Source organism: Pseudomonas sp. 14P5.3.2, assembly GCF_057799175.1.
The window spans coordinates 185,050-202,017 of the sequence record NZ_JBYOKU010000009.1; the positions used below are offsets into that span (position 1 = coordinate 185,050).

General features: G+C 60.0%; 13 protein-coding genes. 8 read left to right on the forward strand and 5 right to left on the reverse strand.

Features of this window, described 5'->3' with window-relative positions; all coding sequences use genetic code 11:
• Window positions 1-98: 98 nt before the first annotated feature.
• Complete coding sequence (locus AC27VU_RS10195; protein WP_103485742.1) at window positions 99-1,448, reverse strand: spinster family MFS transporter; 1,350 nt, start codon at window positions 1,446-1,448, stop codon at window positions 99-101.
• 300 nt (window positions 1,449-1,748) lie between these two features.
• Between AC27VU_RS10195 and AC27VU_RS10200 the strand changes: the two genes are divergently transcribed.
• Complete coding sequence (locus tag AC27VU_RS10200) at window positions 1,749-2,117, forward strand: YkgJ family cysteine cluster protein (RefSeq protein WP_488723965.1); 369 nt, start codon at window positions 1,749-1,751, stop codon at window positions 2,115-2,117.
• A gap of 148 nt (window positions 2,118-2,265) precedes the next feature.
• The gene (locus tag AC27VU_RS10205; RefSeq protein ID WP_488723966.1) at window positions 2,266-4,548 is read left to right on the forward strand and encodes a putative bifunctional diguanylate cyclase/phosphodiesterase; all 2,283 of its coding nucleotides are present in this window, start codon (window positions 2,266-2,268) and stop codon (window positions 4,546-4,548) included.
• Here the strand turns inward: AC27VU_RS10205 and AC27VU_RS10210 are convergent.
• Window positions 4,439-5,335: an NAD(P)-dependent oxidoreductase gene (locus AC27VU_RS10210; protein WP_488723967.1), complete on the reverse strand. Its 897-nt coding sequence runs from the start codon at window positions 5,333-5,335 to the stop codon at window positions 4,439-4,441. The genes AC27VU_RS10205 and AC27VU_RS10210 overlap by 110 nt on opposite strands.
• Before the next feature lie 197 nt (window positions 5,336-5,532).
• Here AC27VU_RS10210 and AC27VU_RS10215 point away from each other — a divergent pair, with 197 nt between their 5' ends.
• Window positions 5,533-7,731 carry a hypothetical protein gene (locus tag AC27VU_RS10215; protein WP_103485739.1) on the forward strand — a complete coding sequence of 733 codons (2,199 nt, stop codon included), beginning with the start codon at window positions 5,533-5,535 and terminating at the stop codon, window positions 7,729-7,731.
• A gap of 296 nt (window positions 7,732-8,027) precedes the next feature.
• On the opposite strand, the gene AC27VU_RS10220 is transcribed toward AC27VU_RS10215, so the two are convergent.
• Window positions 8,028-8,333 (reverse strand): DUF2288 domain-containing protein, encoded by a 306-nt coding sequence (locus AC27VU_RS10220; RefSeq protein ID WP_003222387.1) that lies wholly within the window; start codon window positions 8,331-8,333, stop codon window positions 8,028-8,030.
• A 352-nt stretch (window positions 8,334-8,685) separates the two neighbouring features.
• On the opposite strand from AC27VU_RS10220, the gene AC27VU_RS10225 reads away from it, so the two are divergent.
• The 5 genes from AC27VU_RS10225 to AC27VU_RS10245 all read left to right on the forward strand — a co-directional run bounded on the left by AC27VU_RS10225 (window position 8,686) and on the right by AC27VU_RS10245 (window position 13,686).
• Window positions 8,686-9,813 (forward strand): branched-chain amino acid ABC transporter substrate-binding protein, encoded by a 1,128-nt coding sequence (locus AC27VU_RS10225; RefSeq protein ID WP_400496146.1) that lies wholly within the window; start codon window positions 8,686-8,688, stop codon window positions 9,811-9,813.
• Between the two features lie 230 nt (window positions 9,814-10,043).
• Entirely contained in the window at window positions 10,044-10,967 is a 924-nt protein-coding gene (gene livH, locus AC27VU_RS10230; protein ID WP_003222384.1) for a high-affinity branched-chain amino acid ABC transporter permease LivH, read from the forward strand.
• Window positions 10,964-12,220: a high-affinity branched-chain amino acid ABC transporter permease LivM gene (locus AC27VU_RS10235; RefSeq protein ID WP_488723968.1), complete on the forward strand. Its 1,257-nt coding sequence runs from the start codon at window positions 10,964-10,966 to the stop codon at window positions 12,218-12,220. Before livH ends, AC27VU_RS10235 begins: the two co-directional genes overlap by 4 nt.
• Window positions 12,217-12,984 carry a high-affinity branched-chain amino acid ABC transporter ATP-binding protein LivG gene (gene livG, locus AC27VU_RS10240; RefSeq protein WP_003222381.1) on the forward strand — a complete coding sequence of 256 codons (768 nt, stop codon included), beginning with the start codon at window positions 12,217-12,219 and terminating at the stop codon, window positions 12,982-12,984. The genes AC27VU_RS10235 and livG overlap by 4 nt, the downstream gene beginning before the upstream one ends.
• Entirely contained in the window at window positions 12,985-13,686 is a 702-nt protein-coding gene (locus AC27VU_RS10245; RefSeq protein ID WP_003222380.1) for an ABC transporter ATP-binding protein, read from the forward strand.
• A 183-nt stretch (window positions 13,687-13,869) separates the two neighbouring features.
• Here the strand turns inward: AC27VU_RS10245 and AC27VU_RS10250 are convergent, their stop codons facing one another.
• Together AC27VU_RS10250 and AC27VU_RS10255 are read right to left on the reverse strand one after the other, a co-directional pair.
• Window positions 13,870-15,108: a DUF2599 domain-containing protein gene (locus tag AC27VU_RS10250; protein WP_488723969.1), complete on the reverse strand. Its 1,239-nt coding sequence runs from the start codon at window positions 15,106-15,108 to the stop codon at window positions 13,870-13,872.
• Between the two features lie 32 nt (window positions 15,109-15,140).
• Entirely contained in the window at window positions 15,141-16,844 is a 1,704-nt protein-coding gene (locus tag AC27VU_RS10255; RefSeq protein ID WP_488723970.1) for a DUF2599 domain-containing protein, read from the reverse strand.
• Window positions 16,845-16,968 lie beyond the last annotated feature (124 nt).

The window sequence follows — 16,968 nt, forward strand, 5'->3', positions numbered from 1 at the left end:
GCTGATGCTGATGGCCCTTTCGCGAGCAGGCTCGCTCCCACAGGGATTGTGTTCACGCTGGAGATCCAATGTGGGAGCGGGCTTGCTCGCGAAGGCGATCATGCAGTCGCCACCGCACCATCAGGTTCACTCACCGCCACCAACCCCTCCTTCATCCGCTGCGCATCCCGCACAAAACACCGCGCCGCCAGAAACAGAAACACCATGGTGAAAAACAGCGCCACCGGAATCAGATACATCGCGTCATGCAGCCCGACAGCCTTGAACGCTTCGGTCATCTGCTCAGCCCCCGCCGAAATCATCGCCGACTGGGCGAAGTGATCCGACAAACCACCAACCACCACCGGCCCCAGACCACCGCCCAGCAAATACAACCCGGCGAAGAACAACGCCATGGCCGTGGCCCGCAGGCGCGGCTCGACCACGTCCTGAATCGCCGTGTACACGCAGGTATAGAAGTTGTAGGCAAACAGCCAGCCGACGCTGAACAGCGCGACAAACACCCCGATCTCGACACGCCCGACATACAGTGCCCACACCGTGCACACCGTTGAGACGATCAGGCTGAACCCGGCAAACAGTAGGCGTCCGTTGGCAACACGCTGATGAATCTTGTCGGCGATCCAGCCGCCCAGGGTCAGGCCGATCAACCCGGTGATGCCGACAATCACCCCGGTCGCCACCGCCGCATCGTGCAGAGGCATCAGGAAATAGCGCTGCAGCATCGGCACCATGAACGAGTTGCAGGCATAGGTGGCGAAATTGAAACACAACCCGGCCAGCACCAGCCAGAGGAACGTCGGCACCGCGAGCACCCGGCGAATCGGTTTGTCGACTCTCTCCTGGGACACCTGCACGGTTTCTGCCGCACCGCGTTTGGGTTCCTTGATGAAGAACATGAACACCGCGAGGATCAGCCCCGGCACCGCCGCGATAAAGAACGGCGCGCGCCAGCTGTCGAACGCCTTGACCATCGCGCCGATGGTGAAGAACGCCAGCAGCAGGCCCAGCGGCAGGCCCAGCATGAAAATGCCCATGGCCCGCGCCCGACGGTGCGCCGGGAACAGGTCGCCGATCAACGAATTGGCGGCCGGCGCGTAACTGGCCTCGCCAATGCCGATGCCCATGCGCACCAGCAGAAAACTCCAGAAACTGCCGACCAGACCATTGACTGCGGTCAACGCGCTCCAGGTCGCCAGGCCCCAGCCCATCAGTTTGCTGCGCGAACCGGTATCGGCCATGCGCCCCAACGGCAGGCCGGCGATCGCATAAACCAGGGTGAACGCGGTGCCGACGATCCCCAGTTGAAAGTCGCTGAGGTGCCATTCCATGCGGATCGGCTCGATGATGATCGCCGGAATAGTGCGGTCGAAGAAATTGAACAGGTTGGCAAGGAATAACAGGAACAGAATGCGCCAGGCATTCGCCGCTTGGGTCGAGTTCTGCATGGGTCCGTCTCTTTATTGTTATAGGGCTTCACTGCCGACGCATCCGAGCCCGGAACCTGCAATCTAGACAGGCGGGCCGGGGCTGTCTGTGATCATTCGTCAAGGTGATAACGAGGCATGGCACTGTAAAGAAACGTAAGCCCTTGATAAGTCAGCAATCCCCCATAAACCGGGGGTTTTGCGGCAAAATCCGGCTACAAAAAAATACTTTCGCGCCCCCCTTCCCAAGTCCATGGCGAAGCCTAGAATAGCCGCCGGATCCGTCCGGATTCGCCGATCAACCCCTTTGATGCCCTCCCCATGTCCGAAGTCAGTCCGTGTCTGAATTGCGGTGCCTGCTGTTCCCATTTTCGCGTGTCTTTTTTCTGGGGTGAATGCGCCTCCTCCGGCGGCACAGTGCCCGATGAACTGGTCACGCAGATCAGCCCCAGTCGGGTGGCGATGAACGGCACCGACTGCAAATCGCCGCGCTGTACGGCGCTGGTCGGTGAGGTGGGCAGCCAAGTGCAGTGCTCGATTTACGAACAGCGTTCCAGCCCCTGCCGCGAATTCGAGTCGTCCTGGGAAAACGGCGAACAGAATGTCGATTGCGACAAGGCGCGCGCCCGCTTCGGCTTGCCGCCTCTCGAACCGGAATGGAATCAGATCCCTTACGAGCAAAGCGCCTGAGATTTAGCGCCAATCGCTATAAAGCTCATGCCGAAATCGTTGGCGCCAATGTGCCACTATCGCTTGCATGGCAAAAACCGCCTCTATACTCCAGTCATTCGCCTGCGTTGAAGACGCAGTAGGGACGACTTCAGAGACGGGGCATGCTATGGAGTGGCTTGGTTTGCAGTTTGTTACCGAGCTGCCGGAGAGCGGGCAGGTCATTCTCGATTGCACACACAACCCCTTGCTGGTGCTGGTGGCCTATCTGGTCGCCTGCGCCGCGAGTTTTGCCACCCTCGACATGGCCGAGCGGGTCGGTCACGCCGAAGACCCAGGCTCGCAACGGGTGTGGCGCTGGATCGGCGCCTCGTGCCTGGCCGGCGGCATCTGGGCCATGCACTTCATCGCCATGCTGGCGTTCCAGGCGCCGATCGAAGTCCACTACGATCTGGCGATCACTCTGTTTTCCCTGCTGATCGCCCTGCTCGCCTCGTGGCTGGCGATGCACACCTTGAGTGATCCACAGCCGAGCCTCGTGCACTACCTGAAAACCGCCATCGTCATCGGTCTGGGCATCGCCGGCATGCATTACGTCGGCATGGCGGCGATGCATTCGGTGGCCACCGCCTACTACCAGCCCCTGTTGTTCTGCCTGTCGATCGTGATTGCCATCGGCGCCAGCTTCGCCGCGTTGTGGGTCGCCGGTTATCTGCGTGAAGGCACTGGGCGTTTTCATCAATTACTCAAATACACCGCTGCGGTGATTCTCGGCGCCGGCATCATCAGCATGCACTTCACTGGCATGGCCGCGCTGCACCTGGTGTTGCCCGAAGGTACAGCACCGACGATGGCCGCCGACCCCAGCCATCTGCAACTGGGACTGACGGTCGCGCTGATCATCCTGCTGATTCTCGGCAGCGCGATCAGTGCGGCCCTGGCCGACAAGAAACTGCAGAACAAGGAGCACGACCTGCGCCGGGTCAACGCCCTGCTCGGGCAGCTCGATCAGGCGCGGATGTCACTGCAGCAAGTGGCCAACTACGACGCCCTGACCAACCTGATCAATCGCCGTGGATTCAACCAGATCTTCGCCGAGAAACTCAGCCAGAAAACCAGCGAAGGCGGCATGCTCGCGGTGATGTTTCTCGACATCGACCACTTCAAGCGGATCAACGACAGCCTCGGCCATGACGCCGGTGACGCCCTGCTCAAAGTCATCGCCAATCACATCAAAGGTTCGGTGCGCAGCCATGAGGATGTGGTCGCGCGCTTCGGCGGCGACGAGTTCTGCATCCTGATCGGCCTGCACGACCGCGAAGAAGCGCGCGGCATGGCGCAGCGGATCATGCAGAAAATGAAGGAGCCGATCGAACTGGCGGGACGGCGCATGGTGATGACCACCAGCATCGGTATCAGCCTGTTCCCCGACGACGGCACCACCTGCGAAGAACTGCTCAAGCATGCGGATCTGGCGCTGTATCAATCCAAGGGTGCCGGGCGAAACGGCCTGCATTTTTTCAGTTCCAACATGAAGACCCGCGCCAGTCTTGAACTGCAACTGGAAGAAGAGCTGCGCCACGCCCTGCGCGAAGAAAACGGGCTGATGCTCTACTACCAGCCGATTTTCGAACTGAAAACCGGGCGGGTGACCAAGCTCGAAGCGCTGATTCGCTGGCAGCACCCGGTGCATGGCCTGCTGGCACCGGATCGTTTCATCGCGATTGCCGAAACCAACGGCCTGATCGCCGAGCTGGATAACTGGGTGCTGCGCCGGGCCTGCACCGACCTTGGCGAGCTGACGCGCCACGGCTGCGACGAACTGAAAATCGCCTGGAACTGCTCGCCACTCAATCTTGCCCGGGAAGAACTCGCCGATGAAATCGAAAGTGCGCTGCGCACCGCAGGCGTCGCGCCGGAACGACTGGAACTGGAGGTCACCGAAAACGCCTTGATGGGTAACATCGCCAACACCCTGGTGCTGTTGCGGCAGATTCGCGCCCTCGGGGTGTCGCTGTCGATCGACGACTTCGGCACCGGTTATTCATCGCTGGCCTATCTCAAGCGCCTGCCGCTCAACACGCTGAAGATCGACCGTTCGTTCATCCTCGACATCCCCAAGGCGACCGCCGACATGGAGATCGTCCAGGCGATCATCGTCATGGCCCACACCCTGCATTTGCAGGTGGTGACCGAAGGCGTGGAAAGCCTGGAGCAGTACGAGTTTCTTGAGCGCTCAGGCTGCGATTTCATTCAGGGCTACCTGCTCAGTCGCCCGGTGCCGCTGAACGAACTACGTCCGGTACTTGAGGAAATCAATCAGCGCAAACACGCCCACGCGGTCAATCCGCTGAGTCTGGCGCGCGGTACATTTGTACCAGTGTCGCTGGATCCTTCTGCAAAAAGCCCTGCGCCCCATGCAGGCGCATCAGTTGTGCGGCCAATCCGCTGATCGGCGTGGCCGAGCCTTGTTCGCGGGAGAATTTCACCGCGGTGTCGAGATCCTTGAGCAACGTGCGCACGTGCCATTTCACCGGTTCGAAACGGCTCTCGGCCATTTGCGGGGCAAGGATCTGCAATGGTTTGGAATCGGCAAAACCACCAGCCAGCGCTTCGGCGATCAGGCGCGCATCGACCCCGGCCTGCTCGGCCAGCGCCACCACTTCGGCAATCACCAGCGCGTTGCAGGCGACGATCATCTGATTGCAGGCCTTGGTCACTTGCCCGGCGCCGATGCCGCCCATGTGCGTGACGCGCTGACCGAGGCTGAGCAGTACCGGGCGCACCCGCTCCAGATCCGCCGCCGCACCGCCGACCATGATCGCCAGACTGCCGGCCTCGGCGCCGACCACGCCGCCGGACACCGGTGAGTCGAGCCAGGCCATCCCGGTTTGGTCTGCCAACTCGGTGGCCATCTCGCGGGTAGCGGTCGGTTCGAGGCTGGAAAAGTCCACCAGCAACTGGCCGTTTTTCGCACCTTCAGCGACACCGGCGGGGCCAAACACCACCTCGCGCACCACCGCCGTATCAGCCAGACAGAGCATCACCACGTCGGCGTGTTCGCACAGTTCTGCGGGGCTCGCCACCTGCCGGGCGCCGGCCTCGACCAGTGGCGCGCACTTGGCCGGGTTGCGGTTCCACACGGTCAGCGGATAACCCGCGGCCAGCAGACGACGGCACATCGGCAAGCCCATCAGGCCGATTCCGGCAAAACCCAACGAAGGTAGCGTTGACATCATTTCGCCTCTTTTCGATTAAAGATCACTGAATAATGGCCGATTCATGAACGATCAGGAAAGGATTCCCCCGCGCGACGATCAGGCCAAGCCCCTGACGCCCGGGCCAAATACGCGCAGTCAAAGACGCGAGATCCTCTTTCCGTGAGGCTCGATGACATCGGTCGCCGAGCCAACCCTGTCCAGGTATATGGCGCACAATGACTTCTAAAAACAATCCGGCCACCGCGGTATCCGATCTGACCCTGAGCCCTGCGGCAAACAGCCCGGCTCCGATGAAGCCATTGCCTCCTTCGCGCCCGCTGGGCACTCACCAATACCTGTACTACACCGAAACCAACACCGACCGCATCCTCGACAACCTCGACGGTCTGCGTGACCTGGTGTTCCCGCGCCCGCCGCACCTGGAAGGCGACAACGAACAGCACAACGACCAGGAATTCCCCTCGGTGTGCCTGATCGGCCTCGGTCGCTGCGGCTCGAACATCGCCCTCGACGTCGCGGAGCTGGTGTACAACGCGCGCAAGTTCTACCTCAACGAATTCAACAACGAAGACCGTGCGGCGGATCGGCGTCTGGCCGACAAGGGCTACAGCCCGGCGCAGTGGATCAAGCACAACCTGCGGATCGGCCCGAACAAGTCGAGCAAACCGGTGTTCCTCGTCGAACCGCTGGTGATGCTCGGTGACCTCGACAAGGACATCGCCGGGCGCATCCGTTTCTCGCGCAAGGGCGAGAAAAGCGGCTTCCTGCGCGACTACAGCAAAATGAAGATCATGGACTTGTCCGAAGTCCACGCCGGTGGCGCCGGTAACGCGCCGATCCTCGGCCAGTATCTGGCGAAGATCATCCTCAACAAGGACACCCAGCGATTCTCCAGCCCTGACTGGAAAATGATCCACTCGTACCTGATCGACAGCTGCGGCATCAAGGCTAACCAGTCGCGCCTGTACTTCTCGATCTTCAGTGCCGGCGGCGGTACCGGTTCGGGCATGGCCTCGGAGTTCGGCCTGGCCCAGCAGCACTCGTACATGAACAAGACGTTCGACACCAAGCCGATGGATGAGCACGACGGCAAGAGCGGGCATTCGTTCGTGTTCGAGCCGATCTTCACCAGCGGCATCTGCGTGCTGCCGAACATTTCCGACCACCGCAGTGAAATGTCCGAGGCGCTGCACATCAACGCCGGCCGCCTGCTGTGCAAATACCTGTCGGAAGAATGGGATTTCTCCTACAACTTCGCCAATGAAGACAGCAGCGAAGCCAGCGTCATGGGCCGTATCCGCCCATGGAACGCGATGATGCTGATCTCCAACGACATCATGCGTTACGCCGAAGAGAGCGATGACGGCAACATCCAGAACATTGATGTCAATGCGATGGAGAAGCATGCCAACCAGTACATCTCGCAGCAGATCTTCAACATTCTGACGGCGCAGGCGGTCACCACCGACTACGACCAGAACTACTTCCGTCGCGCCGGCATCGACATTGGCGAAACCATTCGCCTGGACGCCAACGACCTGTTCATGAGTCTGGCCGGCCCGGTGGCGATTGCCTACGCCGAATCGGTGGTGCCGGAAACCCCGCCGCCGAGCAGCGACAAGTTCAAGGTGTTCGACAAAGAGCCGCAGCGTCTGAACATCGATGACCTGTTCTTCCGCTCGATCGACCTGCCGCACTTCAACAAGGTCACCCAAGCCATCGAAGGCATCAGCCTGCTGCCGATCGAATCCAAGCGCTATCGCGCCTCGCTGGAGCAGTACAAGAATTCCGGCTACGACGCCGCGGCGCTGCACGACCTGCACTTCTTCAAGAACTGCTCGTCGGTGGTGTCGATCGTCTCGCTGCCGAAGGACTACAAGCTGTCGTACATGGACCTGAACCGGTTGAAGACCCACCTCAACAGCCTGTTCCCCAACACCACGCTCAAGCGCTATGCGCTGGTGATCGGTGCCTCGGCCAACCTGTCGCTGACCACCCTGATCGCCAAGAGCCCGTGCCTGTCGGACGACTTCCTGACCCTGATCGTGGCGTTCATCAAGCGCTGCTTCGCCAAGACCCCGTACCGTTTCGACGAGACTCTGGACAACTCGATCCTCGACTTCATCATCAATGAAGACTTCGACGAAGACCGCATCGACGATCTGCTTAACGAGTTCGAAAACCCGGCGAAGATCCTCGACACCAACTGGTACGCGATCAAGCCGATGTACGAGAAGAAGTACCGCGAGCTGATCAACGACAAGGACAAGTTCGTCTCGATCAACGACATTCGCCTGTCGCGTGATTGCGTGAAGAAAGCGATCAAGTACCTGCGCGAGATCTACCGTCACCGGATCGGCAAGACCAAGGTTATTTCCCTGAATAACCATACCGGGAAGACTTACTCGGTCTGATCCAAGATCGAGTCGCCCCAATTCGCGAGCAAGCTCGCTCCCACATTTGAAATGCGTTCCCCTGTGGGAGCGAGCTTGCTCGCGAAGGGGTCGGCACATTCACTGCAGATTGCAGCCCTTCCAACATCCAGAAACAATTAAGCAGCCCTCAGGCTGCTCAATAAACTGTTCCCGTTACGTTTACGTCACCGTGAGGCCACCCACGCTTGTGGCATTTCTCTACGGCAACGTGCCATCACGCTACTCGGCTACACACTTTCCTTTGCATGAGGAGCGCACCATCAAGGTGCGAGCGCTCAAACCTGCGCCCTTTCCTGGACCAGAATCCACGGCCGTACCACCACCGCCCACATCTTGGGATCACGCTCGAAAATATCCAGCGCCCGCGTTTCAGACAGCTTGGCGAGTTTGTCTTCGGCCAGCCAGGTGGCGACTTTCTCGCCATCGTCCGATGCCACGGCCTCGGCGGCGGCGATCAAATCCAGGGCCGGGTCGACCCACAATAGGGCACCCTTGGCGAAGAACGGCTCCAGCTCTTTCCAGGTAATAGATGCGGTTTCACCAAGCAGCTTGGCATAGAGGGTGCTAGGTTCTTGATTCATGGGACTGTCCGGAAAAGAAATCGACGCGAATGATAACGTCGGTGGTCCGGCAGAAAAACCCGGTTGCAAATGGCTTCACCGAACGAAAAGAGCAGGAACGCCAAGGAATGCTGCTGTTTGGGGCATAAGCCCCAGGAAAGCCCCGCCGCAATTCTGTCTTTTTCATTCAAAAATGCGACACCCACAAGTTTTGCCCCCCGGCGCCAGCTTCCCAGGCCAACAACCGGCGCTCTACACTGTACCGGTACAGTTGCCGGGGGCATTTCCGGAGGGTATCGCAAAGATATCTGACCCGGTTCTGCTGCTACGGCGCCAGAACTCAAAAAAATTACAACAGTAAGAGTGGAGCACTATGACTAAGGCTACTAAGCAGATTTCCAAACTGTTTGCCGCTATGGTTCTGGCCGGGGTTGCCAGCCATTCGTTCGCCGCTGACACCATCAAGATCGGTATCGCCGGCCCTAAGACCGGTCCTGTAGCCCAATACGGCGACATGCAGTTCAGTGGCGCCCGTATGGCCATCGAGCAGATCAACGCCAAGGGCGGCGTCGACGGCAAGAAACTCGAAGCCGTTGAATACGACGATGCCTGCGATCCGAAACAAGCCGTAGCGGTCGCGAACAAGGTCGTCAACGACGGCGTCAAGTTCGTGGTCGGTCACCTGTGCTCCAGCTCCACTCAGCCTGCTTCGGACATCTACGAAGACGAAGGCATCGTGATGATCACCCCGGCTGCCACCAGCCCGGACATCACTGCCCGTGGTTACAAAATGATCTTCCGCACCATCGGTCTGGACAGCGCCCAGGGCCCTGCCGCCGGTAACTACATTGCCAAGTACGTCAAACCGAAAGTCGTCGCTGTACTGCACGACAAGCAGCAATACGGTGAAGGCATCGCCACCGCGGTTAAACAGACGCTGGAAAAAGACGGCGTGAAAGTCGCGGTATTCGAAGGCATCAACGCCGGCGACAAGGACTTCTCCTCGATCATCGCCAAACTCAAGCAAGCCAACGTCGACTTCGTCTACTACGGCGGCTACCACCCGGAACTGGGTCTGATCCTGCGTCAGTCCGAGGAAAAAGGCCTGAAAGCCAAGTTCATGGGTCCGGAAGGCGTGGGTAACGACTCCATTTCGCAGATCGCCAAAGACGCCTCCGAAGGCCTGCTGGTGACCCTGCCGAAATCCTTCGACCAGGACCCGGCCAACGTTGCCCTGGCTGATGCCTTCAAGGCGAAGAAAGAAGATCCGAGCGGCCCGTTCGTGTTCCCTTCCTACTCGGCGGTTGAAGTGATTGCCGGCGGTATCACCGCAGCCAAATCCGAAGACCCGGCCAAAGTGGCCGCAGCCATTCACGCAGGCTCCTTCAAGACCCCTACCGGCGACCTGAGCTTCGACGCCAAGGGCGACCTGAAGGACTTCAAATTTGTGGTTTACGAGTGGCACTTCGGCAAACCGAAAACTGAAGTTTCGCCTCAGTAAGGCGCGCCCTGACTGACTGCCAATAAAGCCCACGGCGTGCCGTGGGCTTTGTTTTACGAATGTATGGGCCGCGCTGGCGTGATCCGCCAGTCTCCCCACCTGAAAATCTCAAAACCGTCATCAGCGGTTCGCTGGCAAAACCCGGATTCGAAGTGGATAAAGATCCACGGGGCCGGGCGGGAAAATGACTCCACCAGTGAAATGCGTATCAGGTTTTTAGGAGCGCTGTAATGCCTGACATCTATCACTTCTTCCAACAGCTGGTTAATGGCCTGACCATTGGCAGCACGTATGCCCTGATTGCCATCGGCTATACGATGGTTTACGGCATCATTGGAATGATCAACTTCGCCCACGGCGAGGTGTACATGATCGGCTCCTACGTGGCGTTCATCGCCATTGCCGGGCTGGCCATGATGGGAATCGACAACGTCCCGCTGTTGATGACCGCCGCGTTCATCGCGAGCATCGTCGTCACCAGTTCCTACGGTTACAGCATCGAACGGATCGCCTACCGCCCCCTGCGCGGCAGCAACCGTCTGATCCCGCTGATTTCCGCGATCGGTATGTCGATCTTCCTGCAGAACACGGTTCTGCTCGCGCAAGACTCCAAGGACAAATCCATCCCCAACCTGATCCCCGGCAACATCTCCATCGGGCCAGGTGGCGCACATGAAGTGCTGATTTCCTACATGCAAATCGTGGTGTTCGTGGTGACCCTGGTCGCCATGCTCGGCCTCACGCTGTTCATCTCCCGCTCTCGCCTGGGTCGCGCCTGCCGTGCCTGCGCCGAAGACATCAAGATGGCCAACCTGCTGGGCATCAACACCAACAACATCATCGCCCTGACCTTCGTCATCGGTGCTGCGCTGGCAGCCGTCGCTGCTGTGCTGCTGAGCATGCAGTATGGCGTGATCAACCCGAACGCCGGTTTCCTCGTCGGCCTCAAGGCCTTCACCGCTGCGGTACTCGGCGGGATCGGTAGCATCCCCGGCGCGATGCTCGGCGGGCTGGTGCTCGGGGTGGCGGAAGCCTTTGGCGCCGATATCTTCGGCGACCAGTACAAGGACGTCGTGGCTTTCGGCTTGTTGGTTCTGGTGCTGTTGTTCCGTCCGACCGGCATTCTGGGCCGTCCGGAGGTTGAGAAAGTATGACTAGGAATCTTAAACAGGCACTGTTCAGTGCCTTGCTGGTGTGGGCCGTGGCCTACCCGGTACTCGGTCTGAAACTGACCATCGTCGGCATCAACCTCGAAGTGCATGGCACCAGCCCGGCCATTCTGGCGACCATCGCCGTGTGCTCGGTGCTGATGTTCCTGCGGGTGCTGTTCAACCAGCAGATCAGCAAGACGTGGAAATCCTCGCCGGGCCTGCCGTTGATCCCGGCCAAGGCCAGCAACTTCCTGACCCTGCCGACCACCCAACGCTACATCATCATTGCGCTGATCCTCGGTGCACTGGTGTGGCCGTTCTTCGGCTCCCGTGGCGCGGTGGACATTGCGACGCTGATCCTGATCTACGTGATGCTCGGCCTCGGTCTGAACATCGTCGTCGGTCTGGCCGGTCTGCTCGACCTCGGTTACGTCGGTTTCTACGCCGTCGGCGCCTACAGCTACGCGCTGCTGTCGCACTACTACGGCCTGAGCTTCTGGATCTGCCTGCCGATTGCCGGTCTGATGGCGGCGACGTTCGGCTTCCTGCTGGGCTTCCCGGTGCTGCGTCTGCGCGGTGACTATCTGGCGATCGTGACCCTCGGTTTCGGCGAAATCATCCGGCTGTTCCTGCGTAACCTGACCGATATCACTGGCGGTCCGAACGGCATCAGCAACATCGAGAAACCGACGTTCTTCGGTCTGACCTTCGAACGTAAAGCGGCGGAAGGCATGCAAACCTTCCACGAATATTTCGGCCTCGAATACAACTCGATCAACAAGGTGATCTTCCTCTACCTGGTGGCCCTGGTGCTGGCACTGGCGGCGCTGTTCATCATCAACCGTTTGCTGCGCATGCCGATCGGCCGCGCGTGGGAAGCGCTGCGTGAAGACGAAATCGCCTGCCGTGCCTTGGGCCTGAATCCGACGATCATCAAGCTGTCGGCGTTCACCCTGGGGGCAAGCTTCGCCGGTTTCGCCGGGAGCTTCTTCGCTGCCCGTCAGGGTCTGGTCACACCGGAGTCGTTCACCTTCATCGAGTCGGCGATCATCCTCGCCATCGTCGTGCTGGGCGGTATGGGCTCGCAACTGGGCGTGATTCTCGCGGCCGTGGTGATGATCCTGTTGCCGGAAATGATGCGTGAGTTCAGCGAATACCGGATGTTGATGTTCGGTGCGCTGATGGTGTTGATGATGATCTGGCGTCCACAAGGTCTGCTGCCGATGCAACGCCCACACATGGAGTTGCGAAAATGAGCCGCGAGATTCTTAAAGTCGAAAACCTGAGCATGCGCTTCGGCGGCCTGCTGGCGGTCAATGGCGTGGCCCTGACCGTCAAGGAAAAACAAGTGGTGGCGCTGATCGGGCCGAACGGCGCGGGCAAGACCACCGTGTTCAACTGCCTGACCGGTTTCTACCAGCCATCGGGCGGCAGCATCCTGCTGGACGGCGAGCCGATCCAGGGTCTGCCGGGGCACAAGATCGCCCTCAAAGGCGTGGTGCGTACCTTCCAGAACGTGCGTTTGTTCAAGGACATGACGGCGGTCGAGAACCTGTTGATCGCCCAGCACCGTCACCTGAACACCAACTTCCTGGCTGGCCTGTTCAAGACCCCGGCGTTCCGCAAGAGCGAACGCGAGGCCATGGAATATGCCGAGTACTGGCTGGAAAAGGTCAACCTGAAAGAGTTCGCCAACCGTACCGCCGGCACCCTGGCCTACGGTCAGCAACGGCGTCTGGAAATCGCCCGCTGCATGATGACCCGCCCACGGATCCTCATGCTCGACGAACCGGCCGCCGGCCTGAACCCGAAGGAAACCGAAGACCTCAAGGCGCTGATCAGCGTGCTGCGTGAAGAGCACAACGTGACCGTGCTGTTGATCGAACACGACATGAAACTGGTCATGAGCATTTCCGACCACATCGTCGTGATCAACCAGGGCACGCCTCTGGCCGACGGCACGCCGGATCAGATCCGCGACAATCCTGAAGTGATCAAAGCCTACCTGGGGGAAGCGTAAATGCTGCAGTTCGAAAACGTTTCCACCTTCTACGGCAAGATCCAGGCCCTGCACAGCGTCAACGTCGAAGTCCGTCAGGGCGAGATCGTGACCCTGATCGGCGCCAACGGTGCCGGCAAGTCCACGCTGCTGATGACGCTTTGCGGTTCGCCGCAGGCGCACAGCGGCAGCATCCGCTACATGGGTGAGGAACTGGTCGGCCAGGACTCGTCGCAGATCATGCGCAAGAGCATCGCCGTAGTGCCGGAAGGTCGTCGGGTGTTCGCCCGTCTGACCGTCGAAGAGAACCTGTCGATGGGCGGTTTCTTCACCGACAAGGGCGACTATCAGGAGCAGATGGACAAGGTCCTCGGCCTGTTCCCGCGCCTGAAAGAACGCTTCAACCAGCGCGGCGGCACCATGTCCGGTGGCGAACAGCAGATGCTTGCCATCGGCCGTGCGCTGATGAGCAAGCCGAAACTGTTGCTGCTCGACGAGCCGTCGCTGGGCCTGGCACCGATCATCATCCAGCAGATCTTCGACATCATCGAACAGCTGCGCAAGGACGGTGTAACGGTGTTCCTGGTCGAACAGAACGCCAACCAGGCGCTGAAAATCGCCGACCGTGCGTACGTTCTGGAGAACGGCCGCGTGGTGATGCAAGGCACCGGTGAAGCGCTGCTGACCGACCCGAAAGTGCGCGAGGCGTACCTCGGCGGTTGATGCATTTCACTGAACAGAAAAACGGCCTTCGGGCCGTTTTTTTGTGCCTGGCAGATAGTTTGAATCCAACACAGATCCCCTGTGGGAGCGGGCTTGCTCGCGAAAGCGATTTTACATTCAGCCTATGTGCTGACTGATCCACCGCATTCGCGAGCAAGCCCGCTCCCACACAATCAAAAGCCGTCAGTACGGATTGCAGTGCTGCGCCACCGCTGTCGCCTGATCGACATAAGGCCGTGCCGGCTCAAGGTTCCACTCAGGCTTGTTCCTCACAGGCTTGCCCTCGTAGGTAGCTGCCAGATGGCAAACCATCTGCCGCCGCAATGACCCGCCATTGACGCTGTATTCGCGCCACTGCGGATCGTCCTTGTGCTTGTTGTACAGCTCGGCAAACATCCGGTCGGTCTGGTCGTCCTTGATCGCCCGACCACACGCGGTCGGTACTACCGAGAGCGACCAGGTGTTCGGCCCCAGTTTCGGGTCGGGACGTTGTACCCAGGTGCTGGACTCGATGTACTTGTCGCAGAATTTTGGCGCGGTCGGCGTCGAGGTCTGGATGCACGAGAATGTGGCCTTGGCGACCGGGGTTTTCGGGAAGTCGATCTTGATGATGTTGCGATCCTTGCCGGTCTTGGCCTTGTAATCCTTTTGATTGGCCAAGGCATCATTCAAGCCGCGCTGATCGCTGTAGAAAAACGCCAGAATCGGCAGTTCATCGGTTTTCGGGTTGCCCAGGCGCAGCTCGGTCTGGGTCTGAAACTCGCGGCTGTTGATGACCTTGCGCGCGCCCATGAAATTGCGAAAGGCGTCGACCCGCTCCTTGCTGCTCATCGGGTTGCGCATGTTGAAGCCGCACTGCAACTGGTCCTGCTGGCGGTTGTTGTTGAATTGGGTGAAGTGCGCCACCCAGGCACTCGGACTCGTGATAGGTGGCTTCATGGCCTGGCAGACTGCCTCGGTCGGGGCGGTGTTCTTGTTGTCGCCACAGCCACGGTCGTTGCGAAAGTCGGTCCAGGCATCGTTGGGAAACGCGCAGTAGACGTGCACTGGCGTCTCGGGGTCTTTCACTAGATCCCGGGGCGTAATCAGGTAGCCGTTCTGCGTGCTCATGCCCGGGTCTTCATAACTGATGCCGTCGGCCCGCATGAACGAGGCAGCAAACGTACCCAGCTCCACGGCTTTCGGGCTGGGATTCCACACGTCCCACTTTTGCCCTTTGGCCGGATCGGCGCGGTGCGTGCCGCGAACCAGCAGCCCTGAGCAGTCCGACGCGGGATCCTGCCCGCAACTGTCGACGGTGTTGTTGTACAGCGTTTCGACCTTTTTCAGCGTCTCCGCACAGGATTCGGCAGTGGCCGCTGTCGCGTGCAACAGCAGCGGCAAGATCAGCAGTGGAACAGTCCTGACCAGACATCTTTTCATGGCTTGCATCTCCTTGATTAGCCAACACACACTCAACGGGGAACGGGGTTGCAACCGGCGGCCCGGGTCTCAGCCTCCGATAACGCCGGCCTGAACGGCTCGAGATTCCACGGCGTCTTGTTGCGATAGTTGGCCAGGACGCACCCCAATTGCTGGCGCATGCTGCCGGCTGAGGTTTCGTTGTCGCGCCAGTTGCTGTCCGCGCCCTTGAGGGCGAACAACTGCCCGTACAAGGCGCCGAGCTGTTCGTTGGGCAAGGCGCGCCCCGCTGCCGTGGGCACGATGCTCAGGCTCCATTCATCCTTGCGGGTGCCAGGGTCGTAACGCTTGATCCAGTCAGCCGAAGCGATGTACTGCGGCGTCGGGGCTGCCACTGGATTGCATCCGGCCTTTGCCGCTTCCTGCGGGCTGACCACGGGGCGGAACGGTTCCAGGTTCCACTCGGTCTTGGCCGGATAGTTCTGCACCAGACAGCTCAATTGCTGACGCATGCTGCCTGCGGCTTTCTCGTTGTCGCGCCACTGGCTGTCGGCGCCACGCAGCGTGAACAGCTCCTGATAAACGGCGTCCTGGTTGCTGGCCTGAATCGCCTTGCCCTCGGCGGTCGGTGTGACCTTGAGCGACCATTCGTTTTTCTTGCTGCCCGGGTCGTAACGCTCGACCCACACGGCATCGGCAATGTACCTGGCCGCCGGGGCGCCACCCACCACCATTTCGTCGATCGCCTGATCGGCGGCGACATAGCTGAAGCGCTGCTCGGCAGGCTTGGTGAAATCCAGGCGCAGGATCGGCACGCTGTAGCCCTGAGCCTGAAGTTTTTTCTGGAAATTGCGCGCGCTGCTCAGGCCGTTCTCCGGTTTCGGCGGCGCCTGATCACCGCGGGTGGCGAAGTTCTGCGTACTGTTGACGTTGTAGATGAAGGCATCGATGTACTTCATGTTTTCACTGCCATCGTTGGTCGCGGTAGCGTTCTTCAACATGAACTCGTTGACCTGGGCACTGAAGGCAAAGGGATCCTTGTTGGTGGTGTTCGGCCGCGACTCGTGCACGCGGATCATCGCGTGCCAGTCGCTGGGTTTTTCCGCGTTCCACGAACATTGGCCGTACTGGATCGGCCCCTTCATCAGCCCGGTGTATTTCTGCGTCCACTGCTCGGCGGTGGTTACACCGGCCTCCGCGCAAGTGCCATAAGCCAGTGCGGCATTGCGATTGTTCATCGTGCCTTGCGCCGCGCGCGGCGGTTCGCGGCTGTCGAAGAAACCGCAGCCATACCACTTGCGCTCCGGCCCGGTGCCGCCATCGAACGCATAGATGCAGGTAAAGCCCTGCTCTTTGACCGGCAGCTTCAATGCCGCGGCATCGGTGGGCGTGCGCAGGATGAAACCGGCAGGGTGAATCAGAATGCGCGTGCTCAGATCCTTGCGGATCCACGAGTAGGACGTCGCGCCGATCTTGATCGCATAGGGGCTGTAATCCCACGGATTGAACGGCCCGTCATTGACCATGCGCAAGGTCACGCCGCTGCAGTAATACAGCCCGCGCGCAGCACCGGTATCGGGTTCCTGGCAAGCGTCCTTGAGGGTGTTGTAGTTGCTGTTGATGCGCTTGAGCGTGTCCAGCGGGTCGGTTTGCGGCTGAGCGTTAACCGTGGAAACCAACAGGGGCAGCGTGCAGGCCAGAGCAAACGATGAAGCCTTGCGCGATAGCGCAGCGGAGTCTGAGCGATCCTTCGTCATAAGATACCGTCCTGGTAAATCGGCCTGTGACAGAGGCCGTTAAGATGACTATAGAACAGGCGAGAGTGAACACAATCCAGTGTGGGAGCGGGGGGGGGGGGGGAGGGGGGGGGGGGGGGGGGGG

Excerpts from the sequence above, each read along its gene's own strand:
- AC27VU_RS10205 (WP_488723966.1), top strand. The coding sequence starts at position 2,266 with ATGGAGTGGCTTGGTTTGCAGTTTGTTACCGAGCTGCCGGAGAGCGGG.
- AC27VU_RS10215 (WP_103485739.1), top strand. The coding sequence starts at position 5,533 with ATGACTTCTAAAAACAATCCGGCCACCGCGGTATCCGATCTGACCCTG.
- AC27VU_RS10255 (WP_488723970.1), bottom strand. The coding sequence starts at position 16,844 with ATGACGAAGGATCGCTCAGACTCCGCTGCGCTATCGCGCAAGGCTTCA.
- AC27VU_RS10195 (WP_103485742.1), bottom strand. The coding sequence starts at position 1,448 with ATGCAGAACTCGACCCAAGCGGCGAATGCCTGGCGCATTCTGTTCCTG.
- AC27VU_RS10225 (WP_400496146.1), top strand. The coding sequence starts at position 8,686 with ATGACTAAGGCTACTAAGCAGATTTCCAAACTGTTTGCCGCTATGGTT.
- AC27VU_RS10200 (WP_488723965.1), top strand. The coding sequence starts at position 1,749 with ATGTCCGAAGTCAGTCCGTGTCTGAATTGCGGTGCCTGCTGTTCCCAT.
- livG (WP_003222381.1), top strand. The coding sequence starts at position 12,217 with ATGAGCCGCGAGATTCTTAAAGTCGAAAACCTGAGCATGCGCTTCGGC.
- AC27VU_RS10235 (WP_488723968.1), top strand. The coding sequence starts at position 10,964 with ATGACTAGGAATCTTAAACAGGCACTGTTCAGTGCCTTGCTGGTGTGG.
- AC27VU_RS10210 (WP_488723967.1), bottom strand. The coding sequence starts at position 5,335 with ATGATGTCAACGCTACCTTCGTTGGGTTTTGCCGGAATCGGCCTGATG.
- AC27VU_RS10245 (WP_003222380.1), top strand. The coding sequence starts at position 12,985 with ATGCTGCAGTTCGAAAACGTTTCCACCTTCTACGGCAAGATCCAGGCC.
- AC27VU_RS10220 (WP_003222387.1), bottom strand. The coding sequence starts at position 8,333 with ATGAATCAAGAACCTAGCACCCTCTATGCCAAGCTGCTTGGTGAAACC.
- livH (WP_003222384.1), top strand. The coding sequence starts at position 10,044 with ATGCCTGACATCTATCACTTCTTCCAACAGCTGGTTAATGGCCTGACC.
- AC27VU_RS10250 (WP_488723969.1), bottom strand. The coding sequence starts at position 15,108 with ATGAAAAGATGTCTGGTCAGGACTGTTCCACTGCTGATCTTGCCGCTG.